The 17029-nt window shown below is 72.4% G+C and carries 13 protein-coding genes; 8 read left to right on the forward strand and 5 right to left on the reverse strand.

All coding sequences use genetic code 11. The features are described from left to right. Positions 1-299: 299 nt before the first annotated feature. From ISP_RS09180 to ISP_RS09190, 3 genes are read left to right on the forward strand one after another with little or no spacing between them, the layout of a single operon-like run. A complete protein-coding gene (locus ISP_RS09180; protein ID WP_013223603.1) occupies positions 300-1757 on the forward strand; it encodes an NAD(P)/FAD-dependent oxidoreductase in 1458 nt (485 codons plus the stop codon). After that, on the forward strand, positions 1754-2827 hold the full coding sequence (locus ISP_RS09185) for a hypothetical protein (RefSeq protein WP_013223604.1): 1074 nt from the start codon (positions 1754-1756) through the stop codon (positions 2825-2827). The genes ISP_RS09180 and ISP_RS09185 overlap by 4 nt, the downstream gene beginning before the upstream one ends. Positions 2828-2854: 27 nt before the next feature. After that, positions 2855-3454, forward strand: a complete 600-nt coding sequence (locus ISP_RS09190; RefSeq protein WP_013223605.1) for a TetR/AcrR family transcriptional regulator — start codon at positions 2855-2857, stop codon at positions 3452-3454. Between the two features lie 174 nt (positions 3455-3628). Here ISP_RS09190 and ISP_RS09195 read toward each other — a convergent pair whose 3' ends face one another. The 3 genes from ISP_RS09195 to ISP_RS09205 form a co-directional block, all read right to left on the reverse strand. After that, complete coding sequence (locus ISP_RS09195) at positions 3629-4042, reverse strand: histone-like nucleoid-structuring protein Lsr2 (protein WP_013223606.1); 414 nt, start codon at positions 4040-4042, stop codon at positions 3629-3631. Positions 4043-4290: 248 nt separating this feature from the next. After that, complete coding sequence (locus ISP_RS09200; protein WP_013223607.1) at positions 4291-4476, reverse strand: hypothetical protein; 186 nt, start codon at positions 4474-4476, stop codon at positions 4291-4293. Positions 4477-5106: 630 nt separating this feature from the next. Then, positions 5107-5784, reverse strand: a complete 678-nt coding sequence (locus ISP_RS09205; protein ID WP_013223608.1) for an HU family DNA-binding protein — start codon at positions 5782-5784, stop codon at positions 5107-5109. A 642-nt stretch (positions 5785-6426) separates the two neighbouring features. Here ISP_RS09205 and ISP_RS09210 point away from each other — a divergent pair. From ISP_RS09210 to ISP_RS09230, 5 genes are all read left to right on the forward strand, one after another. Continuing rightward, positions 6427-8178 carry an ATP-binding protein gene (locus ISP_RS09210; protein WP_013223609.1) on the forward strand — a complete coding sequence of 584 codons (1752 nt, stop codon included), beginning with the start codon at positions 6427-6429 and terminating at the stop codon, positions 8176-8178. A 31-nt stretch (positions 8179-8209) separates the two neighbouring features. Further along, positions 8210-9370, forward strand: coding sequence for an exonuclease SbcCD subunit D (locus ISP_RS09215; RefSeq protein WP_013223610.1), 1161 nt, complete (start codon positions 8210-8212; stop codon positions 9368-9370). 1 nt (position 9371) lies between these two features. Continuing rightward, positions 9372-12836 (forward strand): AAA family ATPase, encoded by a 3465-nt coding sequence (locus tag ISP_RS09220; RefSeq protein ID WP_071831747.1) that lies wholly within the window; start codon positions 9372-9374, stop codon positions 12834-12836. After that, positions 12833-13810, forward strand: a complete 978-nt coding sequence (locus tag ISP_RS09225) for a hypothetical protein (protein ID WP_013223613.1) — start codon at positions 12833-12835, stop codon at positions 13808-13810. Before ISP_RS09220 ends, ISP_RS09225 begins: the two co-directional genes overlap by 4 nt. 194 nt (positions 13811-14004) lie before the next feature. Next, positions 14005-16059: a glycoside hydrolase family 3 C-terminal domain-containing protein gene (locus tag ISP_RS09230; RefSeq protein ID WP_013223614.1), complete on the forward strand. Its 2055-nt coding sequence runs from the start codon at positions 14005-14007 to the stop codon at positions 16057-16059. Between the two features lie 4 nt (positions 16060-16063). On the opposite strand, the gene ISP_RS09235 is transcribed toward ISP_RS09230, so the two are convergent. Both ISP_RS09235 and ISP_RS09240 read right to left on the reverse strand, forming a co-directional pair. Next, a complete protein-coding gene (locus tag ISP_RS09235) occupies positions 16064-16642 on the reverse strand; it encodes a hypothetical protein (RefSeq protein ID WP_013223615.1) in 579 nt (192 codons plus the stop codon). Between the two features lie 52 nt (positions 16643-16694). Beyond that, positions 16695-16949: a hypothetical protein gene (locus tag ISP_RS09240; RefSeq protein WP_013223616.1), complete on the reverse strand. Its 255-nt coding sequence runs from the start codon at positions 16947-16949 to the stop codon at positions 16695-16697. Positions 16950-17029 lie beyond the last annotated feature (80 nt).

A 17029-nucleotide genomic window follows, 5' to 3' on the forward strand; every position in this document is an offset into this window, starting at 1 on the left:
TGATCAGGAGCGGAGCGAGGGCTCAGGGCGAACCGGCGACGACGGGCAGCATGAAAACCTCCCTGCGGCGCTGCAAGGTGTTAGCGCTAACATTTGTGCTGGAGAGAGCTTAGACGGTGAGTTCCGCCTTTGGCAACCGACGTCGTCGAATCGTGGATCGGGCGAACTCTCGAGTATTCGGAAATCTCCGGCGAACCGGGCAGTTCTGTCCACTGTGGACGCGAAGCGAGGCTTGACACGCCCTGGTGGTCATTCATACATTCAGTGTCTCTTTGTATGAATGACGGGAGTTGATCCGCATGCGGCTCGGCAAGACCGCCGTCGTCCTCGGAGGCAGTGCCGCCGGTCTCTGCGCGGCCGGCGCGCTCGCCCCGCACTTCGACCGCGTGCTGGTGCTGGAACGCGACGAACTGCCCGACGGGGCCGAGCACCGCCGCGGCGTTCCGCAGAGCAAGCACCCGCACTTCCTGCTCAACTCGGGCCGGCGCGCGATCGGCGCGCTGTTCCCCGGCTTCGAAGACGACCTCATCGCGGCGGGCGGCCTGCTGCTGATGCCGTCCATGGACGCCGCCTACCTCGACGGGCCCGGCTGGTCGGCCCGCAAGCGCAGCGCCATGACGATGGTCTACGGCTCGCGGATCCTCATCGAGCGGGTGCTGCGGGACAAGGTGCGGGAGCTGGCCAACGTCGTCGTCCGCGAAGGGGTCGCGGTGCGCGGCCTGACGAGCGCGGACGGGGAGATCACCGGCGTCGGCTTCACCGCGGCCGACGGCGACGAGCACGTCGACGCCGACTTCGTCGTGGACGCCATGGGCCGCGGGTCCCCGGTCGCCGGCTGGCTGGCGGCGGCCGGCTGGCCCGAGCCGGAAGTGCAGACGCTCGACGCCAAGGTCACTTACACCTCGCGCTGGTACGACCTGCCCGCCGAACGCCCCGCGTCCTGGTGGTGGCGGCACCTGGTGATCATGCCGACGCCGGACAAGGGCGAGCACCCCGCCGAGCACGAGTTCCTGGTCAACTTCTTCCCGATCGAGGGCAACCGCGTCATCGCCTGCATGGGGTCGTGGGGACTGGAAATGCCCAGCACCACCGACGCGTTCGTCGAGACGGCGCGCCGGGTGCGCACGCCGTTGTTCGCCGACGCCATGGACCGGTGCGCCCCCGCCTCGCCGGTCCACCTCACCCGCTCGACCGGCAACAAGTGGCGGCGCTACGACCGCCTGCGCACGCGGCCGCGGCGGCTGGTCTTCGTCGGCGACTCGATCTGCGCGTTCAACCCCTTCTACGCCCAGGGCATCAGTTCCGCGTCGGCTTCGGCCCTGCTGCTGCGCGAGCACCTGTCCCGCGCCGGACGGCTCGACGCGAGGTTCTCGGACCGCTTCTTCGCCGCGCAACGCGGATTGCTGCGCGTGCCGTGGCGCCTGGCGATGGCCAGGGACCAGGGTTACGCCTGCGCGGTGGGCACCGAACAGCTGCCGGAGTGGCGGCGGCGCCTCGTCGCGGCCGTGTCGGCGCCGGCGTTCAGCCTCGTCGTCGGCGCCGCCCGGGAGGACGCCGTGGTCGACGAGCACTTCGCCAAGGTGTTCAACCTGGACGAGTCGCTGGGGGAGATGCTGCGCAACCCGCGGGTGCTCGCGGGCCTGGTGCGTTACCGCGTCCGCGCGGCACTGGGCCGCCACCGCGTCCCGTTCGGGTTCGATCCCCAGGCCGAGCCGCCGGCCACGGACTACTCGACCGCGACGGCGACCGCGCGATGAGCACGGTGTGCGGGCCGGACGCCGAAGCCGTCACCCGCGGTCTCGGCTTCGACTGCCACGACGTCTCGCCGGTGGTTTCGGTCCGGCCGCCGTGGGCGCTCGCCCACTGGACGATGCCGCTGCTGGAACTGCTGATCGTCGGCGGTGCGGTGTTCGCTCTGGTGCATGCGCTGCGCCGTCGCCGCGAGGGCGATCCGGTGAACCTGGCGCTGTGGTGGGCTTCGCTGGTCTACCTCTTCGTCACCGAGCCACCGCTGTACTTCCCGGAGTGGTTCGGGCTCGACCGGCTGTACGGGTTCATCTTCGCCCACAACCGGTTCACCGTGCAGTTCATGGCGGACCGGTTGCCGCTCTACATCGTGGCGTTCTACCCGGCGTTCAGCCAGCTCGCCTACGAGGTCGTGCGTTCGCTGGGGCTCTTCCGGCGCGGGGCGCTGCGGGGTTCGGTGGCCGTGGCCTTCGTGTGCCAGGTGTTCTACGAAGTCTTCGACCACCTCGGCCCGCAGCTGAAGTGGTGGGCCTGGAACCCGGCCAACGCGGTCGTCAACCGGCCGGCGCTGGCGTCGGTGCCGTTGAACAGCATGCTGCTGTTCGCTTCCGTTTCGATGGCCGCGATGACCTACCTCGTCGTGCGCCTGACCGGCGGTCCGCCGCGGCGCCGGCTGGTGCTGCGGACGCTGCTGGCGGGCGTCCTCACGCCGCCGGCCATGGCGATCGCCGGGATCCCGTCGAGCTTCGCCGGCGACAACGCAGGAGCGCGGGCGTGGATCCTCGGCGTCGAGCTGGGCCTGCTGTGGCTGGCCGGCGCGTGGATCGTCGTGGCGCACCTGCGTTCCGGGGAGCCCGGGGAGCCCCTGCCGGCCTTCACGCGGTTCTACCCGGCGGTGTACCTGGGCGGGATGGCGGTGTTCTGGCTCGGGGCCCTTCCGGCTCAGCTGGCCGCGAAGGACGGCGTCACCGCGGACGGCACCCCGATCGGCAGCGGGTGGTACGCGCTCGCTTGCTTCGCCGGCGCCGGCCTGCTGCTGCTCGCGCTGTACCGGCGGGTCCGCGCCCCTGCCCCGGCTTGAGCCGCCGTTCTCGGGGAAGATGGCGGCATGGGGCACCACGGATGGCAGGGCAACCCGCCCGGCACCGAAGACGAGGCACGCCGCCGGATCGTCGAAGCGGCGACGGCGTGCCTCGACCGGGCCGGGCTGGCCAAGACGAGCCTCTCCGACGTCGCCGCCGAGGCGGGCGTCACCCGGCAGACCGTCTACCGCTACTTCCCGGGGCTGAAGGACATCCTGCGGGCCGTCGCGCTGGCCGGCGTCGAAGAGTTCGCCGGGCGGATGGAGCGGCACCTGGCCGCGTTCGGGACGGCCGCCGAAGCCGCGGTGGAGTCCGTGGTGTTCGCCGTCCGGGCGCTCCCCGGGGAGCCCCGCATGGGGCTGCTCCTGCAGGCGGGCGAAGCGGACTTCTTCACCGACGGCGTCGTTTCGCCGCTGGCGTTTTCGTACGGCGCGCGGATCCTGCGCAACCTGCCGGTCGACTGGCCGGCCGCCGGGATCGCGACCGACGAGGAGCTCCAGGGGCTCGCCGAGGTCCTGATGCGGCTGTTCCTGTCGTTCCTGCAGTATCCCTCGACACCGCCGCTCACCGACGACGGGCTGCGGGCCCTGGTCCGCCGCTGGATCGGGCCGGCGCTGCGCGGCTGAGGCGCCCGGCCGGTTTCCGGAAACCGTGCGCTGAATGCGCTGACAATTCCTGACAACGCGGGAAGTGTGATGCCTCCCACGTTCCCCCGGAATGCCGACGGCGGTGGCGAGGGTGTTCAGCCCTCGCCACCGCCGCTGCGGTGATCTCTCCCCAGTGATCTCCCGGCCACCGCGTTACTTCTTGGCGGCGGCGACCTTCTTGCGCGGGGCGCGCTTGCGCGGCGGGGCGGCGGGCGCCTCGGCCTCTTCGACCTGGGCCTGCTCGTAGGCGGCGATCACCTCGGAGGACAGCCGGCCCCGCTCGGAGACCTCGTAGCCGTTCGCGTTGGCCCAGGCGCGGATCTGCTGGTTGCGCTCGCGGTCGGTCGTGCTGGTCGTGGTCGACTGCCCGGTGGCGACGCGGACCTTGCGGCCGCCGATGCGCCGGCCGGCCCCGATGTAGCGGGCCAGTTCGTCGCGCAGGGCGGAGGCGTTCTCGTCCGAAAGGTCGATTTCGTAGGTGACGCCGTCGAGGCCGAACTGAACGGTCTGGGCGGCGGTGCTGCCGTCGATGTCGTCCAGGATCTCGACGAGGACTTTCTGGGCCACGTGAATGCTCCTCAGCTGGATGTGCGTCCGGGGGAACGCGACGTGTGACAAGTTGCACAATGGTCGGCGTTCTTCGGTGGAGTGTATCCACCCGAGGAGAGGTACGGCAATTTCCTCCTGCTTACGCGGAACGGCGGCGGCCCGAGGTGGTCCTGATAGGACCGGCCACCGCCGTTCCGGCCGGGTCGCGGGTTTCGCCCGGAGGCGGCGGCGCGGGCGGCAATACCGGCGGAAATGACGCCGGGAATCTACGTTCCGGACGGCGTGGAGCCCTGCTCGCCGTGGTGGTAGGGCGGATCCGTCTCCAGCGCCTCGTCGGCGGCCCCTTCGGCGGGATCGGCCAGTTGGGCCTCCGCGGCGGCTTCTTTCGCCTCTTTGATGAGCTGCCGGCTGTGGGCGAGGTCCGCTTCGGGCCGGTTTTCGTTCTCCGTCATCGCGACTCCTTGCCGTCGGGATTGCGTTCTCTGCCGGACGGCTACCCCCGGAGCCCCGAACGCAACCGTCGCGGCCGTTCACCCCGACGAGTGGCCACGGTGAATTGTTCGGCGGCCGCCGGGGGATCGGGTGAGCCGGTGACGGGACCGGTTCCGTGGCGCGGGAGGGCGGGAATTGCGGGTGGTTCCGTGGCCGATGTCCTGTGTGGTGGCCTTGGTGGCCGCTGGGCGATGGGCGGCGGTCAGGCCGCCGGAGAGCGGTCCGGGGTGGATCGGCGACCCGGCAAAAGGCGAAGTTCGCGCGGCAAGCTGTGAGCGGCGATCTCAGCCTGGTTTGGGCGCGAACGGCCCGCGGTGGTCGGGCGGGTGGGTTGGCTGGGCTGGGGTTGGGATCGTCGATGGTGTGGCTGGTCCGCTGGCAGCGGCCCATCCGAAATCGCCGCGGCACCGGCAGGTGGGGTTCGCCGAACCGGTTCCGGAACCCGGGTGCCGGCCGCACTCTCGACCCGCGAGGGGCGCGGAACAGGGGCGGCCCCCGCTGGAACCGCCCGGCGCACATTTCACCGCCCCGAAATGCCGGAAGGGCCCCGCACCACCCGGTGCGGGGCCCTTCCGGCATCGATGCCGGTGTTACTTCTTCTTGGCAGCCGACGTGCGCTTGGCCGGGGCCTTGGCGGCGGCCGGCTTCTTGGCCGCGGCGGTCTTGGTCGCGGCCGGCTTGGCGGCGGCGGTCTTGGCCCGCGTGGTGGTCGCCTTCGCCGTGGTGGCCTTGGCCGCGGTCGTCTTCGACGCCGTGGTCTTCGGGGCCGCCTTGGTGGCGGTGGTGGCCTTGGCGGCCGGCTTCGCCGCGGTGGCGCGGGTCCGCGTGGTGGTCGAGCGCGTGGTGGCCGGCTTGGCCGCCGCCGCGCGGGTGGTGCGGGTCGTCGTCGCCTTGGCCGGCGCGGAGGCCGCGGCGGTCTTGGTGGCGGTGGCCCGCGTGCTGGTGGTGGCGGCGGTGGCGCGCTTGACCGGGGTCGCCTTCGGGAGCTTCTTGGTGCCGGAGATGACGTCCTTGAAGGTCGTGCCGGCGCGGAAGGCGGGCACGTTGGTCTTCTTGACGCGGACAGCTTCACCGGTGCGCGGGTTGCGGGCGGTACGAGCGGCGCGGGCGCGCTTCTCGAACACCCCGAAGCCGGTGATGTTGACCTTTTCGCCCTTGTTGACCGTCCGGATGATGATGTCCACCAGACCGTCAACGGCCTGCGAAGCCACCTTCTTGTCGCCCAGACGCTCCGACAGCGCCTCGATCAGCTGGGCCTTGTTCGTCATTCCAGTCCTCCATAGTGGAACTACTAGTCACGGCCCATCTCGGCCGACACTGCACACGGTATTACCAATACCGCACAAAATCCAACCGGGGGTCGAAATATTTCCTTGTACGGGGGCGGGTTCCGCCTCCGGAACGCCCCTTCCCGGACGACGTCCGGTGCGCGGGCCGGACTGCCGCCATGCCTCTGAGCAGGCAAAACCGGGGGCGAGAGCCGTCCACAGTGGTCGTCCATATAGGACCCGAGGCCCTTCCGGAGAACTTTTCCCGCGACACGCCGGTCGGGGGGTGTCGCGGCGGGTGGGCGAGGCCACCCGGGCCCGATCCCGCGCAACGGCCGGGGATCGCGGGCCGCCCCGGAGGCCTCCCGGCGCCGCTTCGCCGTGGAGCCAGGCGGAAGCGGCGCCCGTAACGCCGCGGCCGTCCGGCGCGACCCCCGGGCACGGCGTTGCGCCGCAACCGGTACGCCCCCGGAATGCCTGTGGCGGGGACGAAAGACCCTCCCCGAAGGGTGAGCTCACTCGTTCGGCGCAGTCGTGGCCTGCGGTGACGCCGGTGGCGGCAACGCCGTGTTGGGCGCGGGACTGTCGTCCGGGCGGGCTAGTCTGCCGCGGGAGGAAGCGCCGGGTGAGACAGGGAGAACCGTGGACCAGGAGACGCTCACCACCGTGGTCGGCCGGGTGGCAGGCACCGAGGACTCGACCCCGCTGCAGTTCTGCGTGGCCATCGATCCGGACGCCTATCTGCAGCTCGACGACGTCGTCGTGACCCGGCGGGAACTGCCCGGGCTCGGCGAAGTCACCTCCTACGGCGTCGTGACGCAGGTGACCGCGCGGCACGAAGGCGCCAGCTTCGGCAGCGACGTCTTCCTGATCTCCGACGGGGTCCTGCCCGCCCAGGTGCAGGAGATCGCCGAGATCGCCACGACCCGCGTCGAGCCCGAGTGCTACGTCCCGCCGAAGCCCGGATCGGTCGTCGAGCGCGCCAAGGGAGAGGATCGCGCGCAGGCGCTGTACTTCGACAACATGACCCGCCAGGTGGCGGTCGGCCTGGGCCGGGACGGCGAACCCGTCTACCTCAACATGGACTTCCTCGACGGCACCCGCGGCGCGCACGTCAGCATCAGCGGCGTCTCCGGCGTGGCCACCAAGACGTCGTTCGCGTTGTTCCTGCTGCACTCGATCTTCCGCGGCGGCGCCCTGCCCAACGCCCACAACGCCAAGGCCCTCGTCTTCTCGGTCAAGGGCGAGGACCTGCTGTTCCTCGACACCCCGAACAAGGCGCTCGACGAAAAGCTCAAGGCCGACTACGCCAAGCTCGGCCTGCCCGCCGAGCCCTTCGCGTCGACGGGGTTCTTCGCCCCGCCGACGCCGTCGGACACCACGGGCAAGCCGTACGTGACCGGGCGGACCTCGGGCGTCGGCGCGTTCTGGTGGACCATCGCGGAGTTCTGCGCCAAGGACCTGCTGCCCTACGTCTTCGCCGACGCCGAGGACGAGCGCAACCAGTACACGATGGTCATCCACCAGGTCGCGAACCGCTTGCGCCTGGACAGCACCCCGGCGGGCAAGGACGGCGCCGCGAACGTCGACGGCGTCCTGTGCCGCACCTACGCCGAGCTCGTCGACGTCGTCTGCGACCGCGTCACCGACGAGGAAACCCGCGCGAACTGGGCGGGTGCGGTCACCGGCGCGGGCACGGTCAACGCCTTCATCCGCCGCCTGCGCTCGAGCCAGCGCGCGCTGTCCGGCCTCATCCGCGGCGACCTCGCCGACCACCCCGCGCGGCAGTTGTCCACGGAGAACCAGCAGGTGACCGTGGTGGACATCCACAACCTCGTCGAGCGCGCGCAGCGGTTCGTCGTCGGCGTGACGCTCGCCGCGGAGACCGCGCGCAAGGAAGCGGCCGGCCCGGGCGGGCTGCTGTTCACCATGCTGGACGAGCTGAACAAGTACGCGCCGCGGGAAGGCAGCAGCCCGATCAAGGAAGTGCTGCTGGACATCGCCGAGCGCGGCCGGTCCCTCGGCGTCATCCTGATCGGCGCGCAGCAGACCGCCAGCGAGGTCGAGCGCCGGATCGTCAGCAACAGCTCGGTCCGCATCGTCGGCCGCCTCGACGCCGCCGAGGCTTCGCGGCCCGAGTACGGCTTCCTCCCGGCCAGCCAGCGGGTCCGCGCGACGCTCGCCACGCCGGGCACGATGTTCGTGAGCCAGCCGGAGATCCCGGTGCCGATCGCCGTCGGCTTCCCGTTCCCCGCCTGGGCCACGCGGCTTTCCGAGGCCGGGCCGATCCCGGCGGCCACCGCTGGGCTGTCCACGTCGAAGAAGAGCGATCCCTTCGCCGGCCTGCCCTCGCGCGGCAGCGACCCCTTCGGTGACGACCCGCCGCCGTTCTGAGCCGCCCACCACCCGAACGGAAGGACGAAGGGTGAAGTTCCTGCACACCTCCGACTGGCACATCGGCAAGACGCTCAAGGGGCGCAACCGCCTCGACGAGCAGCGGGCCGTGCTCGGCGAGATCGTCCGGATCGCGCGGGACGGGCAGTTCGACGCGATCCTCGTCGCGGGTGACCTCTACGAGACGTCGGCGCCGTCGGCGGCCGCGCAGGAACTCGTGGTGCGGGCGTTGATGGCGCTGCGCGAAACCGGTGCCGAGGTGCTCGCCATCGCCGGGAACCACGACCACGCCGCGACGTTCGAGGCGTACCGGCCGCTGCTCAAGGCCGCGGGCATCCAGCTCACCGGCGATCCGCGGCCGGTCCACGACGGCGGCGTCGTCTCGTTCGACGCGCGTTCGACGGGCGAGTGCGTCAACGTCGCCGTGCTGCCCTTCCTTTCCCAGCGCTACGCGGTCCGCGCCGCCGAGCTGCTTGCCGGGACCCCGGCGGACAACGTCGGCGAGTACGACCAGCGCGTGCGCGACATCCTGGAGCACCTCAAGTCCGGATTCACCCCCGGTGCGGTGAACCTCGTCATGGCGCACCTGACGGTGACCGGCGGGACGATGGGCGGCGGGGAACGCGCGGCGCAGTCCATCTTCGAGTACCACGTGCCCGCGACGGCGTTCGGCGCCGACCCGCACTACGTGGCGCTGGGCCACCTGCACCGGCGCCAGTCGCTGCCCGCCGCGTGCCCGGTGCACTACAGCGGTTCGCCGTTCGCCGTCGACTTCGGCGAGCAGGACAACACCAGCGTCGTGCTGTCGGTGGAGGTGAGTCCGGCCACGCCGGCGAAGATCACCGACATCCCGTTGGCCGCCGGGCGGAAACTGCGGACGGTCCACGGCACGGTGGCGGAACTGATCGCCCGCGCGGGGGAGTTCGGCGAGGACTACCTCCGCGTCTACCTTCGCGAAGCGACCAGGGCCGGGCTGCGGGAGGAGATCCAGCAAGCCCTGCCGAACGCCCTGGAAATCCGCATCGACCCGGAGTTCGCCGCGCCGGTGCCGACGTCGGGCGGCGACCGCGCGATCGCGGACCGTTCGCCAGGAGAGCTCTTCGCGAGCTACTGCGCGGAACGAACCGTCGAGGACAAGCGCGTGCAGGCGCTCTTCGCGCGGCTGCACGACGAAGAGACGAGCGGGGTGTGACATGCGGCCAGTGCTGCTGGAGATGACCGGCTTCGCGTCCTTCCGCGAGAAGACCGAAGTCAGCTTCGAAGACACCGATTACTTCGCGCTCGTCGGGCCGACCGGCGCGGGCAAGAGCACGGTCATCGACGCGCTCACCTTCGCGTTGTACGGCTCTGTGGCCCGCTGGGACCACGAAGGTCTCGTCGCGCCCGCGCTGGCGCCGACGGTGAACCGCGCCACCGTGCGGCTGGTCTTCGACGCCGGCGGCGCGCGCTACCACGTGGTGCGGGAAGTCCGGCGCAGCGGCGGCAAGAAACCCACGGTCAGCGTCAAGAACGTCCGCCTGGAACGGCTCATCGACCCGGCCGCGCTCGGCGGCCCGGAGGACGACGCCGACGCCGTGGCCGCGGACTCCGAGGTCACCCCGGCGGTCGAACGCCTGCTCGGGTTGACGTTCAAGCACTTCTGCACCTGCGTGGCGCTGCCCCAGGGCGACTTCGCGGAGTTCCTGCACGCGAAGGCCGCCGACCGGCAGAAGATCCTCATCAAGCTGCTGGGCCTGGAGGTCTACGAGCGCATCGGCCGCCGGGCCGGGGTGACGGCGGAGCAGCAGAAGCAGCGCGCCGCCGTCCTCACCGAACAGCTCGGCAGCTACGCCGACGCCACCGAAGAAGCCGTCGCCGAGCTGGCGGCGAGGATGACGGCGCTCACGGAGCTGGACGCGCGGGTGACCGCGGCCCTGCCGGGGTTGAACGACGCCACGCGCGCGCACGACGAAGCCCGGCAACGCGTCGTCGCGCTCACGACGGAGCTGAAAGTCCTCGACGCTGTAGAACGCCCGGACGGCGTCGAAGACCTCGAAACCCGGCGTCGCGACGCGGCGGACGCGGCCACGGCCGCCCGGGGAGCGTTGGAGTCGGCGGAAACGGCGGACGAAGCCGCCCGCGCCGCGCTCGCCGCGGCGCCCGCGCGCAGTGAACTGGAACGGATCCGCGCCGACCGCACCGAGCTCGAGGCGACGGAGACGGCCCTTCCGCGGCTCGAAGAAGCGGCGAAAACGGCGTTGCAGAGCAAGGACGCGGCCGCCGTCGCGGTCACCGAAGCCCTCGCCGTCGTCGAGGCGGCCCGGAAGAACCGGGACTCGACGGCCCGTGCCGCGGAGGACACCGCCGCGGAAGCCGCGCGGGCCCGCCAGGATCGCGACCGGCTGACCGGCCTGCGCCCGCCCGCGGATCTCGGGGACCTGTCGGCGGATTCGGCGCGGGTGGCGAAGCGCACGGCGGCCGCGGCCGCCCGCCTGAGCTCGGCCGAGGCCGCCGACGCCGAAGCGCGGGCGGCGCTGGCCGCGCAGCCGGACGTCGCTCCGCTCGCGGCGGCGCGCTCCGATGCGCGCACGCTGTATGCGGTGTGCGAGGCGCAACGGAAAGCCGCCCCCGAGCAGGCCGCGCGCCGGAGGGAACTCGAAACGGCGCGAAGCGCCTTCGCCCGCGCAGACGCCGAAGTGACGGCGGCGAAGACCGCGGTGACCGAAGCGGAACGGGCCGGGCAGGCGCTGAGCCTGCGGGCCGGCCTCGCCGTCGGGCACGCGTGCCCGGTGTGCGAGCAGGAAGTCACGGCGCTGCCCGATGCCGGCGGCCACGCCCACCTGGCCGAGGCCCGCGAACGCCTCGAGCGCGCCGAAGGCGAGCGCGCCACCGCCGAAGCCGTCGTGCGCAAGCTGGAGCGGGCCGCCGACCGCGACGCCGATTCCGCCGCGTCGGCGGCCGCGCAGGCGGAGGAACTGCGCGCGGTGCTGGCCGAGGTGGCCGGCCCGCCGGAATCGGCCGTGCTGCTGCGGCCGGTCGAGGCTGCTTTCTCCGAGCAGGACTACGCGGACCTCGTTGCCGCCGTGCGCGAGCGGGGCGAGTGGCTGTCGAAGACGATCGACGGCCGCGCTCGCGTCGCCGAGACCGCGAGCGCCGCGGACCAGGAACTGGCCGCGGCTCGCGCCGAACGCGCGGCGGCGCAGCACGAAGCCGACGCCGTCGAGAAGTCGTTCGCGGCGGCCAGGGAAGCGCTGCGGGCCGCGCGCGACCCCCTGGTGGAGCTGGGCGCACCGGCCATCGACGGCGACGACGTCCCGTCAGGCTGGCAGCGGCTCACCGCGTGGGCGGCTTCCGCGCTGGCGGACCGGCGGACGACGCTGGCCGCGCTCGAAGCGGCCGCCGAAGCCGCGGGCAAAGAAGCCGTCGTCGCGGCGGACGACCTCGCCGCCGCGGAGCGGAACGCCGAGGAGTGGCGGAAGCGGGCCGTCGACGCGGGCTTGGCCGAGCAGGCGGCGGCCACCGAGCTCGCCACCGCCCGGCGCCGGCGCGGTGAACTCGCCGCGGCGCTCGCCGGTGCGCCGTCCGCCGCCGTCGTCACCGAGGAGCTGGCGAAGGTCGCTTCCCTGGAAGAAGCCGCGAAGCGAGCGGACGCGGATCTGCGCACTGCCCGGGTGGCCGCGAAACGCGCCACGGAAGCCCAGGCGGGCATCGGCGCCCAGGTCGACGCCGAGCGGCAGCGGCTGTCCCGGGCCCGAGACCCGCTGGTCGGCCTGGGTGCCCCGCCGATCGACGGCTTTTCGGGGGTCCGGGTGGCGGAGCCCCCGGCCCAGGGCGAAGCCCCGGTTGTCACAGACGGCGAAAGCCTCCTCGAAGCCTGGACCGCGCTCACGGATTGGGCCGCCGGCCAGGCGAAAGCCCACCGCGAGCTGCTGGCCGTCGCGAAGACCGCCGAAGGTGAAGCCGCCGAAGCGTTGCAAGCGGCCGAACGCGCGGTCGCCGGCGACGTCACCGCGCTCGGGGTCGCCGTGCCGGACGGGCCGGTGCGCGACCGCGTCCCGGTCGCCGTCGCGGCCGCGCGGGCGCGCGCCGAAGCCGACCACACCGACATGAAACGGCGCGTGGCGCGGGTCGCCGGGCTGCACGAAGACATCGCGGCCGCGGAGTCCGACGCCCAGGTCGCCCGGCTGCTCGCGGATCTGCTGCGCTCGGACAAGTTCCCGCGCTGGCTGATCGCCGGGGCGCTCGACACGCTGGTCGCCGAGGCGTCGGCGTCGCTGCTGGAACTGTCCGGCGGCCAGTTCGAGCTCACCCACGACAAGGGCGATTTCCTGGTGGTGGACCACAACGAGGCCGACGCCCGGCGTCCGGTGAAGACGCTGTCCGGCGGCGAGACGTTCCAGGCGTCGCTCGCCCTGGCGCTGGCGCTGTCGTCGCAGCTGGGGGCCATGGCCGCCGAAGGCGCGACCAAGCTGGAGTCGATCTTCCTCGACGAGGGCTTCGGGACGCTGGACGAGGCCACCCTCGACGTCGTGGCGTCCACTTTGGAAAACCTCGCCGCGTCCGGCTCCCGGATGGTCGGGGTGATCACGCACGTGCCGGCGCTCGCCGAGCGCGTCCCGGTGCGGTTCCTGGTCACCCGGGACGGCACCGGCTCGCACATCGCCAGGGAGGGCGCATGACCGCGGTGGCCGGGATGAACTTCAGCATCGACGCCTGGGACCCGGGCTACGGCAGCTCGATGGAGGCCGAGGAGCTCGGCCGCTCGCAGGCCGAGGTCGAGCTCGACGTCGAGGTGCCGGAGGCCGAGTGGGCGCCGATCGACCCGTCGCCGGTGTCCCCGCCGGAAGCCGTGCTGTTCGTCGACGGTGTCCGCCGGATCGACGCGCGCGTCTGGATCGACGACCCGGCCGGCACGAACTCGGCGTCGATCGGGATCTGCGCGTCCTACGCGGCGGGCGTCGTGTGCTGTTGCGAGGGACAGGCGCACGTCGTCGGCACCGACGTCCGGCGGGGGCTGTTCACCGTCGCCCCGCAGGCCGACGACATCGCCACCCCGGCCGGGATCTACACGGCGCACCGCGCGGCGGCCAAGGAGGACAAGCCGCTGCCGGTGGTGCTGTCCTCGGCGCTGCAGGAGCAGCTGGCCGAAACCGAGCTGGAGACGGCCATCCGGGCGCGCACGGCGATCGACGGCCACGTGCGCGGCGACCTGCTCGTCGTGGACGGCCCGCTGCGCGGCCGGGCGCACCTCGACCGGGCCGTCGGGTTCATCAAGAGCCACCAGACGACGTACCTGCCCGGCGAGCTCAACGCGCTGGTCGGCAGGCTCGGTCCGCACCAGCGCACCCCGGTGTTCCTGATGGGCACGACGTGGGTCCGGCACTCGTGGTACCTGCGGTTGCCGTCGGCCGGCGGGCCGCCGTGGTCCGGGGTCGTGCGGGTGGAGGCGGCGCCGCACCTCGGGCGCGAGCAGGTGGCCGAGCTGGCGAACGTCACCCAGTCGGTGCTGGGGCGGTTCGCGTCGGTCCCCTACAAGGACTCGCGGGCGCCGCAGAACCTCTACCCGATCGCGGGGCTGGAGCGCGACCTGCGGCACCGGCTCGGCGACCAGCAGTTCGTCTACCGGGCGCTGCGGCTGGCCGCGGCTCGCTGACTTCGGGCTCGCGGTCGTTAGGCCGATCAGGGTTTTCTTGACCATGGTTCAACCCGCTCGTTCCGGGGTTGAGCCGGGCAAACAGGCGAGCCCGCGGCCGTTCAAGGACGTGAACGGCAATCGAGTCTATGTTTCCGTGTCACATATGGGTTAGCTTGTTCGCCGTTGGTCCCGTCAGCGGCGAGGGAGACTCGATGCGCACCGGCCCGTTCGTTCTTGTTGCGGCTCTGGGGTTGTCACTGGCGGCGCCGGCGACCGCCGAGGCACAGCCCTGGCGTGACGCCCGCCAGTCACCCGACCGCCGGGCCGCCGAGCTCGTCGCGGCGATGACCCTCGACGAGAAGATCTCCCAGCTGCACCTGCAGCCCGACGCCGAGCACCAGCGGTTCGTGCCGCCCATCCCGCGGCTGGGCGTGCCGGGCTTCCGGATCGCCAACGGCCCGGCGGGCATGGGCCCGGCCGACGACAAACCGCAGAAACCGGCGACCGCGCTGCCGGCCACGATGGCGCTGGCGTCGACGTTCGACACCGGTCTGGCGCGCCGGTACGGCCGGCTGATCGGCGACGAAACCCGGGCGCTCGCGCACAACGTGTCCGAGGGGCCCGACATCAACATGGCCCGCGTCCCGCGCAACGGCCGGACGTTCGAGGGCATGGGGGAGGACCCGGTGCTCGCCGGCGCGCTGGCCGCCGCCGACATCCGCGGCATCCAGGAGAACGGCACCATCGCCGAGGTCAAGCACTACGCGGCGAACAACCAGGAGACCGACCGGCACGGCATCGACGAGCACATCGACGAGCGGACGCTGAACGAGATCTACCTGCCGCACTTCGAGCAGGCGGTGACCGAAGGGCACGCGGGCTCGGTGATGTGCGCGTACCCGAAGATCAACGGCGTGTTCACGTGCGAGAACCCGGCGCTGCTGCAGGACAAGCTGCGTGACGACTGGGGGTTCAAGGGGTTCGTCCAGTCGGACTGGGGTGCCGCGCACAGCACCGTGGGGTCGGCGAACGCGGGCATGAACCTCGAAATGATCGACGGCACCTGGTACGGCGAGAAGATGAAGCAGGCCGTGCTGGCCGGGCAGGTGAGCGAACAGCGCGTCGGCGAGCTGCTGCTGCCGCGGTTCCGCACGATGTTCGCCTTCGGGCAGTTCGACCACCCGCCGGTCGCCTCGCCGCTGCCGACGGCACAGCACGACGCCGCCGCGAAGGAATTCGCCGAACGCGGCATGGTGCTGCTGCGCAACGAGCACGCGCAGCTCCCGCTCGACCCCGGCGTGAAGTCGATCGCGCTGATCGGGCCGTTCGCGACCAGGGCCAAGACCGGCGGCGGGGGCAGCTCGGCCGTCATCCCGACGTCCACAGTGGACCCGCTGGCGGGGCTGCAGCAGCGCGTCCCGGGTGCCGTGGTGACCCTGGACGACGGCAGTGACCCGGCGCGCGCGGCCGCGCTGGCCCGGACCGCCGAGGTCAGCGTGGTGATGGTCGGGGACAACGAGGCCGAGGGCAAGGACCGGCCGAGCCTGGCCCTGGACGGCAACCAGGACGCGCTGGTGACCGCCGTCGCCGAGGCCAACCCGCACACGGTCGTCGTGGTGAAGAGCGGCGGCCCGGTGCTCATGCCGTGGGTGTCGCGCGTCCCGGCGATCCTCCAGGCGTGGTACCCCGGCCAGCAGGACGGCGCGGCGGTGGCGGGCGTGCTCTTCGGCGACGTCAACCCGTCGGGGAAGCTGCCGATCACGTTCCCGGCCGCGGACGCCGACACCCCGGCGAACACCCCGGCGCAGTTCCCCGGCGTCGGCGGCGTCGCGACCTACTCCGAGGGGCTGCAGATCGGCTACCGGTGGTTCGACGCGCAGGGGCGGGCGCCGCTGTTCCCGTTCGGCCACGGCCTGTCGTACACGACGTTCGCCTACTCCGGCCTGGCGGTGCACAACTCCGGCGACGGCGCCACGGCGACGTTCACGGTGCGGAACACCGGAAGCCGCGCGGGCGCCGAGGTCGCCCAGGTGTACCTGGGCTTCCCGGTGGCCGCGGGTGAGCCGCCGCGCCAGCTCAAGGGCTTCGAGCGGGTCTCACTGGCGCCGGGGCAGGCCCGGCGCGTGACGATCCGGCTGGACAAGCGCGACTTCTCGGTCTGGGACACGGCGGCCCACGCGTGGCAGCCGGCGCGCGGCGCGTTCACCGTGTCCGTCGGCGGCTCGTCGCGGTCCCTGCCGCTGCAGGCCCCGCTCGTGCGGCGGTGAGGTCTCAGGCCTTGCAGCCGGGCGCGGTGGCGGCGGCGAGCATCAGCTCCGGGGACGCCGTCACGGCGCCGACCGGGTCGTAGGTGCCGTCGACGTCCTGCTGCGCCTGCTCGAGGGCCTTGACGGCCGGGTCCTGGGACACTTCCGTGCCCGGCTTCGCGCGGTCGAGCGCGGCCTTCGCCCCGGCGGCCCGGTCGCGGGCCTTCGCGAACTTCGTGACGAAGGCCTGGCGGACGGTGTCGCCGAGCGGCACCGGCGCGGGCGGCAGCGCGGTGAGCTTGTCGGCCGCCTCGCCGGTGCGGGCCGCGATGCCGCCCAGCGTCGCGCTGAGCGCCTTCTGCTCCTCGGCGATCGACTTGGGCGTCGGCTGGGCGGGGTCGGCTTCCCGGTTGGTGCGCTCCCGGTAGCCGTGGACGGCGGAGCAGAAGCCGTCCATCCAGCGCACGGCGGCCGGATCGGCCACCGGCGCGGAGGTGATGGTCTCGACTCGGCTGAGGTGCTCCGACGGCGGCGCCTCGGCCGGCGTGGTGCCACACGCGGACAGCAGCAGGCCGGCGCCGAGCAGAACGGCGGTGAGCTTCATGGATCCCCCTCGCGTTTGCCGGGTACACGCGCGAGCGCGCCGGGAGGTTGCGTCAGGCGGCGGCGCGGGTACCGCCCAGCGCCCGGAGGCCCTCGGCGGTGAGCTCGGCCCGCGTCCACTGCCCGACGGCCACGACCCGCACGGGCCGGATCAGGCCGGCCCGGGCCAGCTGGTGCGCGGTCGCCTGGTCGCAGCACGGCAGACCGTCGACCCGCAGGTCGGGTTCACAGCTGCAGGTGAGTTCGGCCCGCCCGGCCCCGACGGCCCGCAGCATCGCCATCGCCCGGCGATTCAGTTCGGTGTTCATGGTGGTCATCCCCCTCTGTGGTGCTGACAGAAAGGAGACGTGACCGCCGTCACCGAATACGCCACTTCGGGCCGGGTCAC

It is taken from the genome of Amycolatopsis mediterranei, assembly GCF_026017845.1.
Classification (GTDB): Bacteria; Actinomycetota; Actinomycetes; order Mycobacteriales; family Pseudonocardiaceae; genus Amycolatopsis; species Amycolatopsis mediterranei.